We start from the raw sequence: 18,862 nt of genomic DNA on the forward strand, positions 1-18,862 counted from the left end.
CTCCCGCCCTTCCTCATCACCCTCCTTATATGGAACCCCGCGTGCCCGACGCCATTTTGCGCCTAGCCCTGCCCTCGCCCCTGCGCCGCCTGTTCGACTACCGGGCCCCGGCCGGCGTGCTGCGAGCGCAATTGCAGCCAGGCATGCGCGTGCGCGTACCCTTTGGCCGACGGGAAATGATCGGCGTTCTGATAGAAGTCGCCGATCACAGCGAAGTCCCGGCCGAAAAGCTCAAACCGGCCCTGGCCATCCTGGACGCCACCGCACCATTGCCGCCAGCACTGTTCAAGCTGTGCCTATGGACCGCCCAGTATTACCAGCACAGCCTGGGTGACACCTTGAGCTGGGCGCTGCCGGTGCTGTTGCGTCAGGGCGAGTTGGCCGAAGCACGCCAGGAGCGTTTCTGGTCGACGGTGCCCGGTGCCCGTCTCGATGACCCGCGCATCGCCCGTGCCCCGCGCCAACGTGAAGCCCTGGCAACCCTGGCCCAGCATCCACACGGCGTAGCGCATCAGCTATTGAGCAAGCTGATGCTGAGCAAGGACAGCCTCGACCTGCTGCTAGCCAAAGGCCTGGTGCAGGTGGAAATCCGCAAGCACGCCCCCGACCCGCGCCACGAACATTGGCTGGCCCAGCCGGAATTACCGCTGAACCCCGAGCAACGCGCGGCGTATGAAGCGATTCGCGCAGGTTTCGACAGTTTCCATGCGTTCCTGCTGGCCGGCGTCACCGGCAGCGGCAAGACCGAAGTCTATTTGCAGTTGATCCGTGAAACCCTGCAGGCCGGCAAGCAGGCACTGGTGTTGATCCCTGAGATCAACCTCGGCCCGCAAACCCTGGCGCGTTTCGAACAGCGCTTCAACGCTCGCATCGCGCTGGTGCACTCGGCGGTCAACGACCGTGAACGTCTCGAGTCGTGGCTGGCCGCGCGAGATGGCGAAGCTGACATTATTATCGGCACCCGTTCGGCGCTGTTTACGCCGATGAAAAACCCCGGCCTGATCATCATCGACGAGGAGCACGACGGCTCCTATAAACAGCAGGAAGGCCTGCGTTACCACGCCCGCGACCTCGCACTGGTGCGCGCGCGCCAGGAAGACATTCCGATTGTGCTCGGTTCGGCCACCCCATCCCTGGAAAGCCTGCACAACGCCTACACCGGCCGTTATGGGCTCCTACGCTTGAATGAGCGCGCCGGCGGCGCCAAGCAGCCTCGCTTCATGCGCCTGGACGTCAAAAGCCGTCCACTGGACAGCGGCATTTCCGGGCCGATGCAGCAAGCCATCGGCCAGACCCTTGCCGCTGGTCAGCAAGTATTGGTGTTTCTCAACCGCCGCGGCTTTGCGCCGACACTGCTGTGCCATGACTGCGGCTGGATGTCTGAGTGCGAGCGCTGCGATGCGCGCATGACCGTGCACCAACGCCACGGCGAGCTGCGCTGCCACCACTGCGGCCATGTGGAACGTGTGCCTCGCCATTGCCCACAGTGCGGCAAGGTGGACCTGCGTCCGGTGGGCGCGGGCACCGAACGTGCCGAAGAGCGCTTGGGCATTCTGTTTCCGGATTACCCGGTACTGCGAGTCGACCGCGATAGCACGTCGCGCAAAGACGCGATGAATCAGCTGTTCGCCACTATTCAGAAAGGCCAGCCGTGCATCTTGGTGGGCACGCAGATGCTCGCCAAAGGGCACCACTTTCCACGGGTGACACTGGTGTCGATCCTGGATGCCGACGGTGGTTTGTTCTCCGGGGACTTCCGCGCCAGCGAGCGCATGGCGCAGTTGATCGTGCAGGTCGCGGGTCGTGCCGGGCGCGCGGAGGAACCGGGCAAGGTGATTATTCAGACGCACCTCGCTGACCACCCTTTGCTGATCCAACTGACCGAACAAGGCTATTTTGCCTTCGCCGAACAAGCACTGAGCGAGCGCCGTTCCGCCGGCCTGCCGCCGTTTGCGCACCTGGCATTGCTGCGAGCAGAAGCGCACAAGCTCGGCCAGGCCGAAGGTTTTCTTGATGAAGCATGCAGCGTCGCCGAAGGTTTACTGGGCGAACTGCGCCTGACCGGCATCGAACTGCTCGGCCCGGTGCCCGCGCCCATGGAGCGCCGCGCCGGACGCTATCGCGCTCAGCTACTCTTGCAGGCAACCTCACGCGCACCGCTGCATCGACTATTAAGTAGCTGGCTGCTTGCCCTGGAGCAAATGCCCAGCGGCCGACAAGTGCGATGGTCGTTGGATGTAGACCCGGTAGATTTGTATTAACCCAGGCCACAGGTCCCACGAAGGTTGGCAAGCCCGCCCTCGCCACGGATAATGCCCAGTTTTTCCACCTGCGCATCGCGCGCCGCCGCTTGCGGTCGAAAGAGAACACCATGAAAGACACCATTCGCCAGCTGATCCAACAAGCCCTCACCCAACTCGTCAACGAAGGTGTGTTGCCTGAAGGCCTGACGCCGGCGATCCAGGTGGAAAACACCCGAGACAAGACCCACGGCGACTTCGCCAGCAACATCGCGATGATGCTGTCCAAGCCGGCTGGCATGAAGCCGCGCGACCTGGCGGAAAAAATCATCGCCGCGCTGCCGGCTGATGAGAGTGTGACCAAGGCCGAAATCGCCGGCCCTGGCTTTATCAACTTCTTCCAAAACACCCAGGCCCTGGCTTCGCGCCTCGATGCAGCCCTCGCCGATGCCAAGATCGGCGTACGTAAGGCCGGCCCGGCTCAGCGCGTGGCCATTGACCTGTCGGCACCTAACCTCGCCAAAGAGATGCACGTCGGCCACCTGCGCTCGACCATCATTGGCGATGGCGTGGCGCGGGTGCTGGAGTTCCTGGGCGACACCGTGATCCGCCAGAACCACGTGGGCGACTGGGGCACCCAGTTCGGCATGCTGATGGCTTATCTGCAGGAAAACCCGATCACCAGCAACGAGCTGTCGGACCTGGAGAACTTCTACCGCGCCGCCAAAAAGCGTTTCGATGAATCCGAAGAGTTCGCCGACCGGGCCCGTGGCCTGGTGGTGAAACTGCAGGCCGGCGACAAGGAATGCCTGGATCTGTGGGGCCGCTTCCGTGATATCTCGCTGTCCCACTGCCAGGAAATCTACGAGCTGCTCAACGTCAAGTTGACCATGACCGACGTGATGGGTGAAAGCGCCTACAACGACGACCTGATCAATGTGGTCAACGACCTCAAGGCCAAGGGCCTGCTGGTCGAGAGCAACGGCGCGCAGTGCGTGTTCCTCGAAGAATTCAAGACCGCCGACGGCGAGCCGCTGCCGGTGATCATCGTCAAGGCCGATGGTGGCTACCTCTACGCCACCACCGACCTGGCCGCCGTGCGCTACCGCAGTGGCGTGCTCAAGGCGGATCGCGCGCTGTATTTCGTCGACCAGCGCCAGGCCCTGCACTTCCAGCAGGTGTTCGAAGTGGCGCGCCGTGCGGGCTTCATCACCCACCCGATGCACATGGAACACATGGGCTTCGGCACCATGAACGGGGCCGATGGCCGTCCGTTCAAGACCCGCGACGGCGGTACCGTGAAGCTGATCGACCTGCTGAACGAAGCCCAGGAGCGTGCCTACAACCTGGTGAAGGAAAAGAACCCGGAGCTGGCCGAAGCCGACCTGCGCAACATCGCCCGCGTAGTGGGGATTGGCGCGGTGAAATACGCCGACCTGTCCAAGCACCGCACCAGCGACTACAGCTTCAACTTCGAACTGATGCTCAACTTCGAAGGCAACACCGCGCCGTACCTGCTGTACGCCTACACCCGCGTGGCCGGTGTGTTCCGCAAGCTGGGCAAGGACTTCAGCGAAGTCGAAGGCCAGATCGTGCTGGACGCGCCTCATGAGCAGGAACTGGCCGCCAAACTGGCGCAATTCGGCGAAGTGCTGAACAGCGTCGGCGAGAAAGGCACGCCGCATATCCTCTGCACCTACCTGTATGAAGTCGCCGGATTGTTCTCCAGCTTCTACGAGAACTGCCCGATCCTCACCGCCGACGACGAAGCCCAGAAGCAAAGCCGCCTGCGCCTCGCCGCACTGGCTGGACGGACCCTCAAGCAAGGCCTGGAACTGTTGGGCCTGGAAACTCTGGAGCGTATGTAAGTTGGCTGCCAAGAAAAAACCTGCACCCAAGCGCGGCGCCAGCCGCTACCAGGCCCCGGCGAAGAAGCCGATTGCGGGCTGGTTGTGGATGGCCATCGGCCTCACGGTTGGCGCGTTTATCGTGTTCCTGATGAAGCTGGATCCCGGCCAGGGCGATGACGTCAAACGGGTCAAACAGGAACAGCAGAAAGCCACGAAAATGGCCGAAGCCAATAAGACAGCGCCTAGCCCGACGGCACCAGTGAAGCCGAAATACGACTTCTACACGTTGCTGCCGGAATCGGAAGTGATCGTGCCGCCTGACGCCGTGCCGGAGAAAACCCTGCCGACGCCGCAAGTGCCGACCACCCCGGTGACCCCAGCGGAAGCCGCGAAAATCGACACTGCGCGGGCCCAGGCAGCGCTGGCCGGGATTACTCCGCCGCCCGCACCACCGGTTGCGGAGACCAAAGCCGCGCCTGTGACCAAGTTCTTCCTGCAAGCGGGCTCCTTCCCGAAACAGGCGGATGCGGATCGTGTGCGTGCGCAGATTATTCTGCTGGGCCAGACGGTGACGGTGGAGTCCGGCACTGTAAAGGACGCGACCTGGTATCGCGTCCTGGTGGGGCCGTTCAGCAACCGCGAACAGCTGACCGTGGCACAGAAACAATTGGCCGGCGCAGGGTTTAGCAACCTGTTGTTACAACAACGCCAGAGCCGCTGATTTCGAAGACACAACAGCATTAATGTGGGAGGGGGCTTGCCCCCGATGGCGGTGTATCAGTCACCAGATTCATTGACTGACACTCCGCCATCGGGGGCAAGCCCCCTCCCACATTTGGTTTTGCAGCGCTCTGAAATGTGTGTCAGACCGATAAACACCACTCGTCCGCCATAAACCCCTACGGTTGAAATCCCCCCCGCCACCCCCATATGAGTTTCCATCAGGGCATTTTCGCCCCGCTGCGTGGAGACTCTCCCCTTGACCACCATCGTTTCAGTACGTCGCCACGGCAAAGTCGTCATGGGCGGCGACGGCCAGGTTTCCCTGGGTAATACCGTGATGAAAGGCAACGCGAAGAAAGTCCGTCGCCTGTACCACGGCCAGGTGCTCGCCGGCTTTGCTGGCGCTACCGCCGACGCTTTTACCCTCTTCGAGCGTTTCGAAGGCCAGCTTGAGAAACATCAGGGCCACCTTGTGCGCGCCGCTGTGGAGCTCGCTAAAGAATGGCGCACCGACCGCTCCCTCAGCCGCCTGGAAGCCATGCTGGCTGTAGCAAACAAAGACGCTTCGCTGATCATCACCGGCAACGGCGATGTGGTTGAACCCGAGCACGGCTTGATCGCCATGGGCTCCGGTGGCGGTTACGCCCAGGCCGCGGCGAGCGCACTGTTGAAGAAAACCGACCTGTCGGCCCGCGAAATCGTCGAAACCGCCCTGGGTATCGCCGGCGACATTTGCGTGTTCACCAACCACAACTTCACCATTGAGGAGCAGGACCTCGCCGAGTAAGCCGTAGGCTTATTCCCGCTTGAGGCCGCCAAAAACTATGTCCATGACTCCCCGCGAAATCGTCCATGAACTCAACCGCCATATCATCGGCCAGGACGATGCCAAGCGCGCCGTTGCCATCGCGCTGCGTAACCGCTGGCGCCGGATGCAACTGCCCGAAGAATTACGCGTTGAAGTAACACCGAAGAACATCCTGATGATCGGCCCGACCGGTGTCGGTAAAACCGAAATCGCCCGGCGCCTGGCCAAGTTGGCCAATGCCCCGTTCATCAAGGTCGAAGCGACCAAGTTCACCGAAGTCGGCTATGTGGGCCGTGACGTCGAGTCGATCATCCGTGATCTGGCCGACGCCGCCCTGAAGATGCTGCGCGAACAGGAAGTGACCAAGGTCAGCCACCGCGCCGAAGACGCCGCCGAAGAACGCATCCTCGATGCCCTGTTGCCACCGGCACGCATGGGTTTCAACGAAGACGCAGCGCCGTCGTCCGATTCCAACACCCGCCAACTGTTCCGCAAACGCCTGCGTGAAGGCCAGTTGGATGACAAGGAAATCGAGATTGAAGTCGCCGAGGTCTCCGGCGTCGATATTTCCGCACCGCCTGGCATGGAAGAAATGACCAGCCAGTTGCAGAACCTGTTCGCCAACATGGGCAAGGGCAAGAAGAAAAGCCGCAAGCTCAAGGTGAAAGAGGCGCTCAAGCTGGTACGCGACGAAGAAGCCGGGCGCCTGGTGAACGAGGAAGAGCTCAAGGCCAAAGCTCTGGAAGCTGTCGAGCAGCATGGCATCGTGTTTATCGACGAGATCGACAAGGTGGCCAAGCGCGGCAATTCCGGCGGCGTCGATGTGTCCCGCGAAGGCGTACAGCGCGACCTGCTGCCGCTGATCGAAGGCTGCACCGTGAACACCAAGCTGGGCATGGTCAAGACCGACCACATCCTGTTTATCGCTTCCGGTGCGTTCCACCTGAGCAAGCCAAGCGACCTGGTGCCGGAGTTGCAAGGTCGTCTGCCGATTCGCGTAGAGCTGAAGGCACTGACCCCTGGCGACTTCGAACGCATCCTCAGCGAACCGCATGCGTCGCTCACAGAGCAGTATCGCGAGCTGTTGAAAACCGAAGGCCTGGGCATTGAGTTCCTGCCGGACGGTATCAAGCGCTTGGCTGAGATCGCGTGGCAGGTCAACGAGAAGACCGAAAACATCGGCGCGCGTCGCCTGCACACGTTGCTTGAGCGCTTGCTTGAGGAAGTGTCTTTCAGCGCCGGCGACATGGCCGGTGCGCAGAATGGCGAGGCGATCAAGATCGACGCCGATTACGTCAACAGCCACTTGGGCGAATTGGCACAGAACGAGGACTTGTCGCGGTATATTCTGTAAGCCTCACACAGAACTGCTTTGCTTCAAATGTGGGAGGGGGCTTGCCCCCGATAGCGGTGGATCAGTCAGCTTATCTATAGCTGACCCACTGCAATCGGGGGCAAGCCCCCTCCCACATTTTTAAGCCGGTTTATTCAAGAGCACCTCATATGGCCAAGTTTCCTACTGCTGTAAACCTGCACAAAACCTCAAATACCCTCGGCCTCACCTACGGGCCCGACGAGGTATACCAACTTCCCGCCGAACTGCTGCGCACCCACTCGCCTTCCGCCGAGGTCCAGGGCCACGGCAAACCCATCCTGCAATTCGGCAAGCTCAACGTTAAGTTGATCAAAGTAGAACCGGCCGGTCAGTACGCACTGAAATTGACCTTCGACGATGGGCATGACAGCGGACTGTTCACTTGGGACTACCTCTATCAATTGGCCGTGCGTCAGGACGCGTTGTGGACCGATTATCTCGCCGAGCTCAAAGCCGCCGGCAAAACCCGCGACCCGAGTCAGTCGGTTGTGCGGCTGATGCTCTAGTCCAGGCTTCTCGCTCATTAGAGGGCATTTTCTAATTTCATCTGTTTGAATGCCCTGTCGCGTGGTCAACGATTGGCCCGCTTGCGAAAAAAATTAAACTCGGGTAACCAATGGAACTGGCAAGTTCCCTGCATTTGACGATGCGGTATCAACGGTCACCCGAGTCGCAGTACCAGGCTTGTGTTGTGTATCGAAACTTGGTGCACGGCGGTACCCGGTACTCGTCTTTCGGACAATGGAGCGTCGTAGATGAGTAACAAGAACAACGATGACTTGAAACGCCAGGCCTCGGAAAACACCCTGGGGCTCAACCCGATCATCGCGTTACGCAAAAAGGATTTACTGGCCTCGGCCAAGATGGTGCTGACCCAAGCCATCAAGCAACCGTTGCACAGCGTCAAGCACGTCGCCCACTTTGGCGTTGAATTGAAGAATGTGATGTTCGGCAAATCGGAGCTGGTGCCTGAGAGCGACGACCGTCGCTTCCACGACCCGGCCTGGAGCCAGAACCCGCTCTACAAGCGCTACCTGCAAACCTACCTGGCGTGGCGCAAGGAACTGCATGACTGGATTGGCGACAGCGACCTGTCGGACCAGGACATCAGCCGCGGCCACTTCGTAATCAACCTGATGACCGAAGCCATGGCCCCCACCAACAGCGCAGCCAACCCGGCGGCGGTCAAACGCTTCTTTGAAACCGGCGGTAAAAGCCTGCTCGACGGCCTGTCACATTTGGCCAAGGACATGGTGCACAACGGCGGCATGCCGAGCCAGGTCAACATGGGCGCCTTTGAAGTGGGCAAGTCCCTTGGCACCACTGAAGGCGCGGTGGTGTTTCGCAACGACGTGCTGGAGCTGATCCAGTACAAGCCAATCACCGAGCAGGTGCATGAGCGCCCGCTGCTGGTCGTACCGCCGCAGATCAACAAATTCTACGTATTCGACCTGAGCCCGGAAAAGAGCCTGGCGCGCTTCTGCCTGCGCAACGGCCAGCAAACCTTTATCGTCAGTTGGCGAAACCCGACCAAGGCCCAGCGTGAATGGGGCCTGTCGACCTATATCGAGGCGCTCAAGGAAGCGGTCGATGTGGTCACGGCGATCACCGGCAGCAAAGACATCAACATGCTCGGCGCCTGCTCCGGAGGCATTACCTGCACCGCTCTGCTCGGCCACTACGCGGCGCTGGGTGAGAAGAAGGTCAACGCCCTGACCTTGCTGGTGAGTGTGCTGGACACCACCCTGGACACCCAGGTGGCGCTGTTTGTGGATGAACAGACCCTGGAAGCGGCCAAGCGTCATTCCTACCAGGCCGGCGTGCTGGAAGGCCGCGACATGGCCAAGGTATTCGCCTGGATGCGCCCCAACGACCTGATCTGGAACTACTGGGTCAATAACTACCTGCTTGGCAACGAGCCGCCGGTGTTCGACATCCTGTTCTGGAACAACGACACCACCCGTTTGCCGGCCGCCTTCCATGGCGACCTGATCGAACTGTTCAAAAACAACCCGCTGGTACGCGCCAACGCACTGGAAGTGTGCGGCACGCCCATCGACCTCAAGCAGGTCACGGCGGATATTTATTCACTGGCCGGTACCAACGATCACATCACACCCTGGCAGTCTTGCTACAAGTCGGCGCAGTTGTTTGGCGGCAAAGTGGAATTTGTGCTGTCCAGCAGCGGGCATATCCAGAGCATTCTCAACCCACCGGGCAACCCCAAGGCGCGCTACCAGACCAGCGACAGCCTCGCGGGCAAGCCTCTGGAATGGCAGGAGAACGCAACCAAGCACACCGATTCCTGGTGGTTGCACTGGCAGGTATGGCAGGCAGAGCGCGCCGGGAAGCTGAAGAAGGCGCCGACGACATTAGGCAACAAAACCTACGCCGCAGCCGAAGCGGCACCTGGAACCTACGTACACGAGCGTTAGATTGAAATGGGATCAAATGTGGGAGGGGGCTTGCTCCCGATGCAGGCGACACGGAGCGCCTGCTACACCGCGTTGATGCTATCGGGAGCAAGCCCCCTCCCACGTTGACCCAATACCTACCGGACTACCTCACAGGGCTTGAGCATGCCGCAACCGTTCATCTTCCGCACCATCGACCTGGATGGCCAGACCATCCGCACGGCGGTGCGCCCGGGCAAGCCTCACTTGACGCCGCTGCTGATCTTCAACGGCATCGGCGCCAACCTTGAGTTGGTGTTTCCGTTCGTCCAGGCCCTGGACCCGGACCTGGAGGTGATTGCATTCGATGTGCCAGGCGTCGGCGGCTCATCTACCCCCAAGCGGCCCTATCGTTTTCCCGGCCTGGCCAAGCTCACCGCGCGCATGCTCGACTATCTCGACTACGGCCAGGTCAACGCCGTAGGCGTGTCCTGGGGTGGTGCGCTGGCGCAACAGTTTGCCTATGACTACCCGGAGCGCTGCAAGAAACTGATCCTGGCAGCCACGGCGGCTGGCGCAGTGATGGTGCCGGGTAAGCCCAAGGTTTTGTGGCTGATGGCAAGCCCACGCCGCTACATCCAACCGTCCCATGTGGTGCGTATCGCGCCGATGATTTACGGCGGTTCTTTCCGCCGCGACTCGAACCTCGCCGCCGAACATGCGAGCAAGGTGCGATCTGCCGGCAAACTCGGTTACTACTGGCAGCTGTTCGCCGGGCTGGGCTGGACCAGCATCCATTGGCTGCACAAGATCCGCCAGCCCACCCTGGTGCTGGCGGGGGACGACGACCCGCTGATCCCCTTGATCAATATGCGCATGCTGGCTTGGCGCATCCCCAATGCGCAATTGCACATCATCGATGACGGCCACCTGTTCTTGATCACCCGGGCCGAAGCCGTGGCGCCGATCATCATGAAGTTCTTGGAAGAGGAGCGAATGCGTGCAGTGATTCATCCACGCCCGGCGGTGTAAGGACGCAACGCCGCGCAACTTGCCAGGAACCGACTATGGTTCTGAATTGGCGTGCCTGTTTGATGGCTAGACGAAGGAGTGTTGGCTCATGCGAGAAAGACCCGTGACGAACCCGGCGCCTACCCCTGCTGCGTTCATCAATGCGCAAAATGCGATCACCGGCCTCAGGGGCAGGGACTTGCTCTCGACCTTGCGCAGCGTCGCCGCCCACAGCTTGCGCAACCCGGTGCACACCGCCCGGCATGCCTGGGCCTTGAGCGGCCAGTTGGGTCGGGTGCTGTTGGGCGAGACCGTGCACGAGCCCAACCCCCATGACAGCCGCTTCAGCGATCCCACCTGGAAGCTCAACCCGCTCTACCGCCGAAGTCTGCAAGCCTATTTGAGCTGGCAGAAGCAGACACGTCACTTCATCGACGACAGCGCCCTGAGCGCCGATGACCGGGCCCGCGCACACTTCGCCTTCTCCCTGCTCAACGATGCCGTCTCACCCTCCAACACCCTGCTCAACCCGCTGGCCGTCAAAGAGTTGCTCAACTCCGGCGGCAACAGCGTGGTGCGCGGTGTGGCCAATTTGTTCGAAGACCTGCTGCACAACAACGGCTTGCCACGCCAAGTGAGCAAGCACGCGTTCGAAGTTGGCAAGACGGTTGCCACCACCCCTGGCTCGGTGGTGTTTCGCAATGAGCTGCTGGAGCTGATCCAGTACAAGCCCATGAGCGAAAAACAGTACGCCAAGCCACTGCTGATCGTGCCGCCGCAGATCAACAAGTACTACATTTTCGACTTGAGCCCGGCCAACAGCTTTGTGCAGTACGCGCTCAAAAACGGACTGCAGACCTTTATGGTCAGCTGGCGCAACCCGGATGTGCGCCACCGCGAGTGGGGCCTGTCCACCTACGTTGCGGCACTGGAGGAAGCGCTTAACGTATGCCGGGCAATCACCGGCGCCCGAGAAGTCAACCTGATGGGTGCCTGCGCCGGCGGCCTGACCATCGCCGCCTTGCAAGGCCACTTGCAGGCCAAGCGTCAGCTACGCCGCATCTCCAGCGCCAGCTACCTGGTGAGCCTGCTGGACAGCCAGATCGACAGCCCCGCCACCCTGTTCGCCGACGAGCAAACCCTGGAAGCCGCCAAACGCCGCTCCTATCAAGAGGGAGTGCTGGATGGGCGCGACATGGCCAAGGTCTTCGCCTGGATGCGCCCCAATGACCTGATCTGGAATTACTGGATCAACAACTACCTGTTGGGCAAGGAACCGCCGGCCTTCGACATCCTGTACTGGAACAACGACAACACGCGCCTGCCCGCCGCGCTGCATGGCGACCTGCTGGACTTCTTCAAGCACAACCCGCTGAGCCATCCCGGCGGCCTGGAGGTATGCGGCACGCCCATTGACTTGCAAAAGGTCACCGTGGACAGCTTCAGCGTGGCCGGCATCAACGACCACATTACGCCGTGGGACGCGGTGTATCGCTCCACACAATTGCTGGGCGGCGAGCGGCGCTTCGTACTGTCCAACAGCGGGCATATCCAGAGCATCCTCAACCCTCCGGGCAACCCCAAGGCCAACTACGTCGAGAACCCAAAGCTGAGCAGCGACCCACGCGCCTGGTACTACGACGCCAACCATGTCGAAGGCAGTTGGTGGCCGCAATGGCTGGAGTGGATCCAGCAGCGCTCGGGCGTGCAACGCGAAACCCTCACGGCTCTGGGCAACCAGAATTACCCACCGATGGAAGCGGCGCCGGGCACCTATGTGCGAGTGCGCTGAGCTCAACGATCACATTAAGAAGACTGGATGAAGACCCGCGACCGTATCCTTGAATGCGCCCTGCAGTTGTTCAACCAAAAGGGCGAGCCGAATGTATCAACCATGGAGGTGGCCAATGAAATGGGGATCAGTCCCGGCAACCTCTACTACCACTTCCATGGCAAGGAGCCGCTGATCATTGGGCTTTTTGAGCGTTTTCAAGGTGAGCTGGCGCCGTTGCTTGATCCGCCCGCAGACGCACAATTGAAGGCTGAGGATTACTGGCTGTTCCTGCACCTGATTGTCGAGCGAATGGCCCACTACCGGTTTCTGTTCCAGGACTTGTCCAACTTGGCCGGACGCCTACCGAAGCTTGCCAAAGGCATTCGCAACCTGCTTACAGCGCTCAAACGTACCCTGGCATCATTGCTGGCGCGATTGAAGGCAGCGGGGCAAGTGGTCAGTGACACGCAGGCACTGGGGCAATTGGTGGAACAGATCACCATGACCTTGCTGTTTTCCCTGGATTACCAGCGGATACTTGATCGCGAAGGCGAGATACGGGTCGTGGTGTACCAGATCATGATGCTGGTAGCGCCGCACCTGCTATTGCCGACACGGCTGACGACGGAGCGGTTGGCGCTGCGTTATTTGGATGAGCCCGTTTGACGGGCCGTCATCCCGGCTCGCCGAACTGGTAACTGAACTTGAAGAGTTCGCTGTCACTGCTAATGCCCAACTTGCGATAAGCCGATTGCTTCTGCGTGCTGATGGTACTTGCACTACGCGAAAACTTCGCAGCAATTGAATTTACCGTCATACCATCGAGAAAACACCGCAACACTTCCTGCTCTTTAGGTGTTAGGCAGGCGTTCATTTGCAACGAAGTTGAAGGCTCCACTCTCGATTTCATATTTAGAACATCAAGTATTGATTGCATACCCTGCAGTGCGGGCACCATACACGGCTTTAAGTAAATTCGGCCTTGAGCAACCGTTCGAATGGCCGTCACCAGTTCGGTCAAGTTCTGGGTCTTGCCCAGTATCCCCCAACATCCAGCCTTCAAAGATAATGAAACCGTGGCAGGCGTGTAATGCGAACACACGATCAGTGGCCTGCACTGGCTGAAGCGCCTGCTCAGGGCCTGGATCAGGCTGAGGCCGTCGCTGTCCGATGGCGCCAGGACAAAGTCCATGACCACAACGTTCGGAGGTCGCCGAGTAAGCGCTTCCAGCAGTTCCCCAGCCGTGCCGAAAGAGCCGATCACATCAAGGTCAGGCGCAGCGCTCAAGCCCAGCTCAATTCCCTGCCGAACCATCTCATGGTCATCTAAAAGCATGACGGTGTACGTAGTGGGCATAGAAGTAGGCATACAAAAAACCCGCATAAGTAAATACAACACCGCACCTTTGAATACGCGTGCTGCAATTACGGTATACCCAGTTACAGGCAGGCATCAATACTACGGGGCAATAAGCGCAAGTCCTTCAGCACGCTCCTACAGAAAAACATTAGTCCTACAGAAAAGTCTTAAGCCAAAAAGTTTTCGAATAATTACGAAATAAAACTCAGCACTTTTCTATAGATGAAGTTCGCACTCCCAGACAAATTATGCCTTCCGCCATTCGAGTAGAACTCGAAACACACTTCAGGCGTCACGCCTTAACCTGCGGCGGGCTTCTTTTACAAAATCACGACTGGGATGACCATGAAAATCACCGCTCTTTCCCCTGTTGCGGCAGTACTCGCTCTGACTGCGGCACTGTCACAGCCGGCATTCGCCGCCAACGATGGCGTTATCAATTTCACCGGCCTAGTGACCGATGTGACCTGCACCGTCGAGGGCGCAGCACCGGGCACAGGCGCCGTCGTCAAAGACGTTAACCTGGGTGGCGTCTCTGCCTCTCGCTTGGCGACGGCGGGTAGTCGCGCCAACCTGACGGGTTTCACCATTCGCATTGGCGGGCCTGGCGAAGGCAGTTGCACCAATGGCCGTACCGCCATGGTGGCTTTCGACCCAACCAGCCCGGCCATTGACGTGGCCACCGGCCGCTTGAACATCGACGGCCACGATGATCCCTCCGACACCACCAATGCCAAGAACGTACAGGTAGAAGTAACCAATCGTGATGGCTCCCCGATCAATGTCTACACCGAGAAATCGGAGGGCGTGGTGATCGTCGACAACCAGGCGATTATTCCACTGGCAGCGCAGCTGTATGCCAGCGGTGCCGCCACCGAAGGCACGGTTAAAACCCGCGTCGGCTTCCTGATCGAATACGCCGAGTAAGAGGTGGACACGTCTGTACCCACAGACCTTGTACGCCCAGGACCTGCCATCGCCGCGCAGGTCCACTTCCAGCCTCGAAGAGACTTCAGATGATTAAACGAATGGCTCGCCGCGCCCTCGCCACCTGCGCTTTTGGGCTGATATCGCTTCACGCGCTCAGCACACAGGCGGGCGTGATTGTCCATGGCACGCGCGTGATCTACCCCGCAGAACAACAGGAAGTCGTTGTGCGGCTGGAAAACAAGGGCAGCCGCCCGGCGCTGGTGCAGGCCTGGCTGGATACCGGTGATCGACATTCGACGCCGGCGACTGCGCAGACCCCGTTCACCCTGACGCCGCCATTGTTTCGTATCGAGCCATATCAACAGCATGCCTTGCGCCTGCGCTATTCCGGTGAGCCGCTACCCGAGGATCGCGAAAGTCTGTTCTGGTTGAACGTACTGGAAGTACCACCGCTTTCCGCCGATGCCGCGCAAAACAACCAGATCGAATTGTCGTTCCGTACTCGCCTGCGGGTGTTCCTGCGCCCACAAGGGCTGGCATATCCCATCGCCAGCGCCGCGTCAAAACTGCAATGGAAACTGGTACCCCATGACAATGGCTTTGCCCTGCAAGCCACCAATCCCACGCCGTACCATATTTCAATCGCCTCGGTTGACTTGCTGAGCGAGGGCAAGCGCTTCAGTAAAGCCGCAAGCAAAGCGGCCAACGACGGACTGTTACTGCCCGCCGGTGACGTAAAACTGTTTGCGCTGCCGCTGCTGCGTAATCGCCCCCACGACAAGCCCGAAGTCGAATTCACCACCGTCAGCGATTTCGGAGCCCGGGTGCGTCACTCCGCTGGCGTCGCACTGTCGTCCGCAGGATAACCCGTCGTATGAAAGCAACTTCGATTTCGCGCTGGTTAACCAGGTTCGCAGTGGCGCTCGCACTGCTCAGTCCGCCCATGGCGCAGGCGAGTGTCGTGATCAATAGCACACGGATTGTTTATCCGCAGCAGGACAAGGAAGTCACGGTAAGGCTCGAGAGCAAGAATCAGGCGCCCGTCCTGATGCAGGTGTGGCTGGACAAAGGCGACGAGTACTCGACACCGGATGTAGACGACATACCGTTCGTTGTCACACCGCCGATCTTTCGAATTGAGCCGGGCAAGCAACACGTGGTGCGCCTGGCATACACCGGCGAAACGCTGCCATCGGTACAGGAAAGCCTGTACTGGTTCAACGTGCTGGAAGTGCCTTCTCAGGCCCCGAGCGCTGGGCAGAACAACCAGTTGCAACTCGCCTTCCGCACCCGGATCAAGGTTTTTTTCCGGCCACCCGACCTGCCCTCCGCGGTTGAGGCTGCGCCCGCAAAGCTGCAGTGGCGCAGCGTGACAACCGAGCGCGGCGTGACGCTGGAAGTGTATAACCCGACGCCCTATTACGTGAGCTTCGACAAGATCGAGGTCGTCGCGAAGGGGCAGCGCCATGCCCGAGAACCCGCGGCATCGAGCGCCGACAACATGGTGGCGCCCCACGGCCGCAACCACTTCCAACTGACAGGGTTCAAGGCATTACCCGCGAGCGAGACGACCGTCGAATTCCAGACCCTCGACGACTTCGGTCTCACGATTTCGCACAGCGCCAAGGTGTCGTCATGACCGCCACGCCATAGCGACGCCAGGGCCTGCTCAGCGTCTCTTCAGTCCGCCCCTTCGGCCTTCTTGAGAATCAAACATGTCCGTTCAGTGCCCGTCCGTCGGGGCAGGGACGCGCTTTGCCGCAATTCGGACAACACCTATTCCTGTGGACGGTATCCATGCGTTCGAAAAAACCCGCCAGGACCAAAAACTGGCCCCTGTGTCCTCATCGATTGACGTTGATAACCCGTAGCCTCTTGTTGCTTGGAGGTGCCCACGCCGCAGGTGCACAGGGTGCCGAGCAGGTGATATTCAACCCGGCCTTTTTCCCCGACGGGGCGAACGGCTTGCAGATCGATCTTGCAAAGTTCAGTCAAGGCAACGTCGTCCTGCCCGGCACCTACCGCTCGGACGTTTACCTCAATGGCCAGTGGAGCGGACGCGAGTCCCTGACATTCAGCGCCATAGAAGGGCAAGACACGGCGCAACTGTGCCTGGAGCGGGAGGCGCTCATGAGGGTCGGCGTCGACATGGACGCCATCGAACAGGAAGCCGCCGAGTCGGCATTGTCCAGCTGTGCCGATATCTCCAGCTACCTGCCCGGCGCCAGCAGCCGGTTCGACGCGGGTGAAAACCGCCTGGACCTGCAGATTCCACAGATCTACCTGGCGCGCAAGGCCCGTGGTTATGTCGACCCCAACCATTGGGACGGCGGTATCAACGCCGCCTTCGTGCGCTACAACGCCAACACCTTCCTGACCCAGGCTAACGGCAGGTCGGTCAGCTCCAATTACCTGGGTCTGAACACCGGGCTCAACCTGGGTGCATGGCACTGGCGTCACAACGGCAGTTACAGCCAGTCGACGGTGGGCTCCGGCTACCAGAGCAGCAGCACCTACGTGCAGCGTGAAGTGAGCGCACTGCAGTCTCAATTGATGGTGGGCGAAATCTACACGCCGGGTGAGCTGTTCGACAGCGTACGTCTGCGCGGCGCCAGCCTGTTCAGCGATGATCGGATGCTACCGGACTCCCAGACCGGTTTTGCACCGGTGGTGCGCGGCGTTGCCGAGACCAATGCACGGGTCACCGTGCGCCAGCGCGGCGTGCTGCTGGACGAGGTGACGGTCGCGCCCGGTCCTTTTGTGCTCAACGATTTGTTCCCCACCGGATACGGCGGCGACCTGACCGTTACCATCACTGAGGCGGACGGCCGCAAGCGGGAGTTCATTGTGCCCTTCGCCGCCAACGCCAACCTGTTGCGCCCCGGTTATAGCCGCTACGCGCTGAGCATCGGCCAGCTTGATGAAATCGGCCTTCGGCACCCGCCCAACGTCATGCAGGCGACCTACCAGCACGGTCTCAGCAATGTGCTGACCGGCTACACCGGGACGATAGTGGGCCAGGATTACAACTCCCAGCTACTAGGCGCTGCGTTCAACACCCCAGTGGGCGCGCTGTCCGTTGACGTGACCCACTCGAATGCCGACCTGCCCGGGCATAGCTCGCGGGAAGGGCAAAGCCTGCAGTTGCGCTACAGCAAGAACTTCGCCTCCACCGGCACTCACTTCGCACTCGGTGCCTACCGTTACTCCACCGAAGGCTTCCTCAGCCTGGGCGACGCGGCACGGGTTCGCGATCTTGCCATCGACGGACTCAACCTAGAAAACGTATCGCGCCTGCGCGACAGGATGGACATCAGCCTTAACCAGAACCTGGGCAACGGTTCGGTCTACCTCACCGGCTCCTCGCAAAACTATTGGAATCGCACAAGCGGCAACCTGACCTTAACCGCCGGGTACAGCGGGTCCTGGAAGGGCCTTCATTACACAGTCAGCGCACAACGCACCCGGGACTTGCTCAGTGACCGTGTCGACAAGCAAGTGGACCTGACCTTGAGCCTGCCACTGGGCAGCGGCGCAAGGTCCCCGACCCTGACCACCACGGCCTATCGCGGCGACCACAGCAGTGGGGAACGTGTGACCGTCGGCGGCAACCTGGGCGAACGCAACGAACTCAGCTACGGGCTGGCTGCCAGTCGGACTCACGGCAGCGGCAACAGCACGAGCACCGACGTGAAATACCAGGCCAGTCACGGCGTGCTGTCGGCCGGTTATGGCCAGAGCAGCGACTACCGCGCCACTTCATTCGGCATGACCGGTGGCATCGTCGCCCACGCGGGCGGCGTGACCTTTGCCCCGGAACTGGGCGACACCATTGGCATCGTCCAGGCACCTGACGCACAGGGTGCACGGATCAACGGTAACCACAGCGCGCAGGTCGGCAAGAGCGGTTATGCCGTGGTGCCAAACCTCACTCCTTACCGCCAGAACGTGGTGGAGCTGGACCCCAAAGACCTTTCCGTAGACGTGGAACTCAAGACCGCCGCCCAGAACGTCGCTCCCCGTGCCGGTTCGGTGGTGAAGCTGGAGTTCGAGACGGTCAGCGGCCAGGCCTTGCTGATCACGGCAGTGCGCGAAGATGGCAGCCCATTACCGTTCGGTGCCGATGTCTTCGATGAAGACGGCGCCAGCGTAGGGGTGGTCGGGCAAGGCGGTAAGGCATTTGTTCGCGTGTCTCGTACCCACGGGGAGTTGACGGTCAAGTGGGGGAAAGCAGCATCGGCGGCGTGCCACCTTCGCTACGAACTGCCAGCAGATATGTCCAGCAGGGAGACTTCACGCTTGACGCAATTGGGCGCCGGCACGTGTGAAACGATCGCGGACCTCGTCGTGCAGCCACCCGCCAATGTACTCGCCCACTCCCTCTCATCGCGGAGTTGA

General features: G+C 60.4%; 15 protein-coding genes. 14 read left to right on the plus strand and 1 reads right to left on the minus strand.

Features of this window, described 5'->3' with window-relative positions; all coding sequences use genetic code 11:
- Positions 1–41: 41 nt before the first annotated feature.
- The 10 genes from ACKZ62_RS26575 (at position 42) to ACKZ62_RS26620 (ending at position 12,840) form a co-directional block, all read left to right on the plus strand.
- Positions 42–2,261, plus strand: a complete 2,220-nt coding sequence (locus ACKZ62_RS26575) for a primosomal protein N' (protein ID WP_447096053.1) — start codon at positions 42–44, stop codon at positions 2,259–2,261.
- A 110-nt stretch (positions 2,262–2,371) separates the two neighbouring features.
- On the plus strand, positions 2,372–4,108 hold the full coding sequence (gene argS / locus ACKZ62_RS26580) for an arginine--tRNA ligase (protein ID WP_447096054.1): 1,737 nt from the start codon (positions 2,372–2,374) through the stop codon (positions 4,106–4,108).
- A 1-nt stretch (position 4,109) separates the two neighbouring features.
- Entirely contained in the window at positions 4,110–4,811 is a 702-nt protein-coding gene (locus tag ACKZ62_RS26585; RefSeq protein ID WP_447096055.1) for an SPOR domain-containing protein, read from the plus strand.
- Positions 4,812–5,069: 258 nt separating this feature from the next.
- Complete coding sequence (hslV, locus tag ACKZ62_RS26590) at positions 5,070–5,600, plus strand: ATP-dependent protease subunit HslV (RefSeq protein ID WP_010563201.1); 531 nt, start codon at positions 5,070–5,072, stop codon at positions 5,598–5,600.
- Between the two features lie 37 nt (positions 5,601–5,637).
- On the plus strand, positions 5,638–6,975 hold the full coding sequence (hslU, locus tag ACKZ62_RS26595) for an ATP-dependent protease ATPase subunit HslU (protein ID WP_242170419.1): 1,338 nt from the start codon (positions 5,638–5,640) through the stop codon (positions 6,973–6,975).
- Between the two features lie 149 nt (positions 6,976–7,124).
- A complete protein-coding gene (locus ACKZ62_RS26600) occupies positions 7,125–7,502 on the plus strand; it encodes a gamma-butyrobetaine hydroxylase family protein (protein WP_032890248.1) in 378 nt (125 codons plus the stop codon).
- A 249-nt stretch (positions 7,503–7,751) separates the two neighbouring features.
- A complete protein-coding gene (phaC, locus tag ACKZ62_RS26605) occupies positions 7,752–9,431 on the plus strand; it encodes a class II poly(R)-hydroxyalkanoic acid synthase (RefSeq protein ID WP_447096056.1) in 1,680 nt (559 codons plus the stop codon).
- 144 nt (positions 9,432–9,575) lie between these two features.
- Positions 9,576–10,421, plus strand: coding sequence for a poly(3-hydroxyalkanoate) depolymerase (phaZ, locus tag ACKZ62_RS26610; RefSeq protein WP_032890243.1), 846 nt, complete (start codon positions 9,576–9,578; stop codon positions 10,419–10,421).
- Positions 10,422–10,509: 88 nt separating this feature from the next.
- Complete coding sequence (gene phaC / locus ACKZ62_RS26615; protein ID WP_447096057.1) at positions 10,510–12,192, plus strand: class II poly(R)-hydroxyalkanoic acid synthase; 1,683 nt, start codon at positions 10,510–10,512, stop codon at positions 12,190–12,192.
- Positions 12,193–12,219: 27 nt separating this feature from the next.
- A complete protein-coding gene (locus ACKZ62_RS26620) occupies positions 12,220–12,840 on the plus strand; it encodes a TetR/AcrR family transcriptional regulator (RefSeq protein ID WP_032890239.1) in 621 nt (206 codons plus the stop codon).
- A 7-nt stretch (positions 12,841–12,847) separates the two neighbouring features.
- On the opposite strand, the gene ACKZ62_RS26625 is transcribed toward ACKZ62_RS26620, so the two are convergent.
- Entirely contained in the window at positions 12,848–13,543 is a 696-nt protein-coding gene (locus tag ACKZ62_RS26625) for a response regulator (RefSeq protein WP_447096058.1), read from the minus strand.
- Positions 13,544–13,879: 336 nt separating this feature from the next.
- Here ACKZ62_RS26625 and ACKZ62_RS26630 point away from each other — a divergent pair, with 336 nt between their 5' ends.
- The 4 genes from ACKZ62_RS26630 to ACKZ62_RS26645 all read left to right on the plus strand — a co-directional run bounded on the left by ACKZ62_RS26630 (position 13,880) and on the right by ACKZ62_RS26645 (position 18,862).
- Complete coding sequence (locus ACKZ62_RS26630) at positions 13,880–14,461, plus strand: fimbrial protein (RefSeq protein WP_032890638.1); 582 nt, start codon at positions 13,880–13,882, stop codon at positions 14,459–14,461.
- A 101-nt stretch (positions 14,462–14,562) separates the two neighbouring features.
- On the plus strand, positions 14,563–15,330 hold the full coding sequence (locus ACKZ62_RS26635) for a fimbrial biogenesis chaperone (RefSeq protein ID WP_447096980.1): 768 nt from the start codon (positions 14,563–14,565) through the stop codon (positions 15,328–15,330).
- Positions 15,331–15,338: 8 nt separating this feature from the next.
- Entirely contained in the window at positions 15,339–16,103 is a 765-nt protein-coding gene (locus ACKZ62_RS26640) for a fimbrial biogenesis chaperone (protein ID WP_447096059.1), read from the plus strand.
- Between the two features lie 158 nt (positions 16,104–16,261).
- A complete protein-coding gene (locus ACKZ62_RS26645) occupies positions 16,262–18,862 on the plus strand; it encodes a fimbria/pilus outer membrane usher protein (RefSeq protein ID WP_447096060.1) in 2,601 nt (866 codons plus the stop codon).

It is taken from the genome of Pseudomonas sivasensis (assembly GCF_052938085.1).

Coding starts and splice junctions, on each gene's coding strand:
- argS (WP_447096054.1), top strand. CDS start 2,372: ATGAAAGACACCATTCGCCAGCTGATCCAACAAGCCCTCACCCAACTC.
- hslU (WP_242170419.1), top strand. CDS start 5,638: ATGTCCATGACTCCCCGCGAAATCGTCCATGAACTCAACCGCCATATC.
- ACKZ62_RS26600 (WP_032890248.1), top strand. CDS start 7,125: ATGGCCAAGTTTCCTACTGCTGTAAACCTGCACAAAACCTCAAATACC.
- phaC (WP_447096056.1), top strand. CDS start 7,752: ATGAGTAACAAGAACAACGATGACTTGAAACGCCAGGCCTCGGAAAAC.
- phaZ (WP_032890243.1), top strand. CDS start 9,576: ATGCCGCAACCGTTCATCTTCCGCACCATCGACCTGGATGGCCAGACC.
- phaC (WP_447096057.1), top strand. CDS start 10,510: ATGCGAGAAAGACCCGTGACGAACCCGGCGCCTACCCCTGCTGCGTTC.
- ACKZ62_RS26620 (WP_032890239.1), top strand. CDS start 12,220: ATGAAGACCCGCGACCGTATCCTTGAATGCGCCCTGCAGTTGTTCAAC.
- ACKZ62_RS26625 (WP_447096058.1), bottom strand. CDS start 13,543: ATGCCTACTTCTATGCCCACTACGTACACCGTCATGCTTTTAGATGAC.
- ACKZ62_RS26630 (WP_032890638.1), top strand. CDS start 13,880: ATGAAAATCACCGCTCTTTCCCCTGTTGCGGCAGTACTCGCTCTGACT.
- ACKZ62_RS26635 (WP_447096980.1), top strand. CDS start 14,563: ATGGCTCGCCGCGCCCTCGCCACCTGCGCTTTTGGGCTGATATCGCTT.
- ACKZ62_RS26640 (WP_447096059.1), top strand. CDS start 15,339: ATGAAAGCAACTTCGATTTCGCGCTGGTTAACCAGGTTCGCAGTGGCG.
- ACKZ62_RS26645 (WP_447096060.1), top strand. CDS start 16,262: ATGCGTTCGAAAAAACCCGCCAGGACCAAAAACTGGCCCCTGTGTCCT.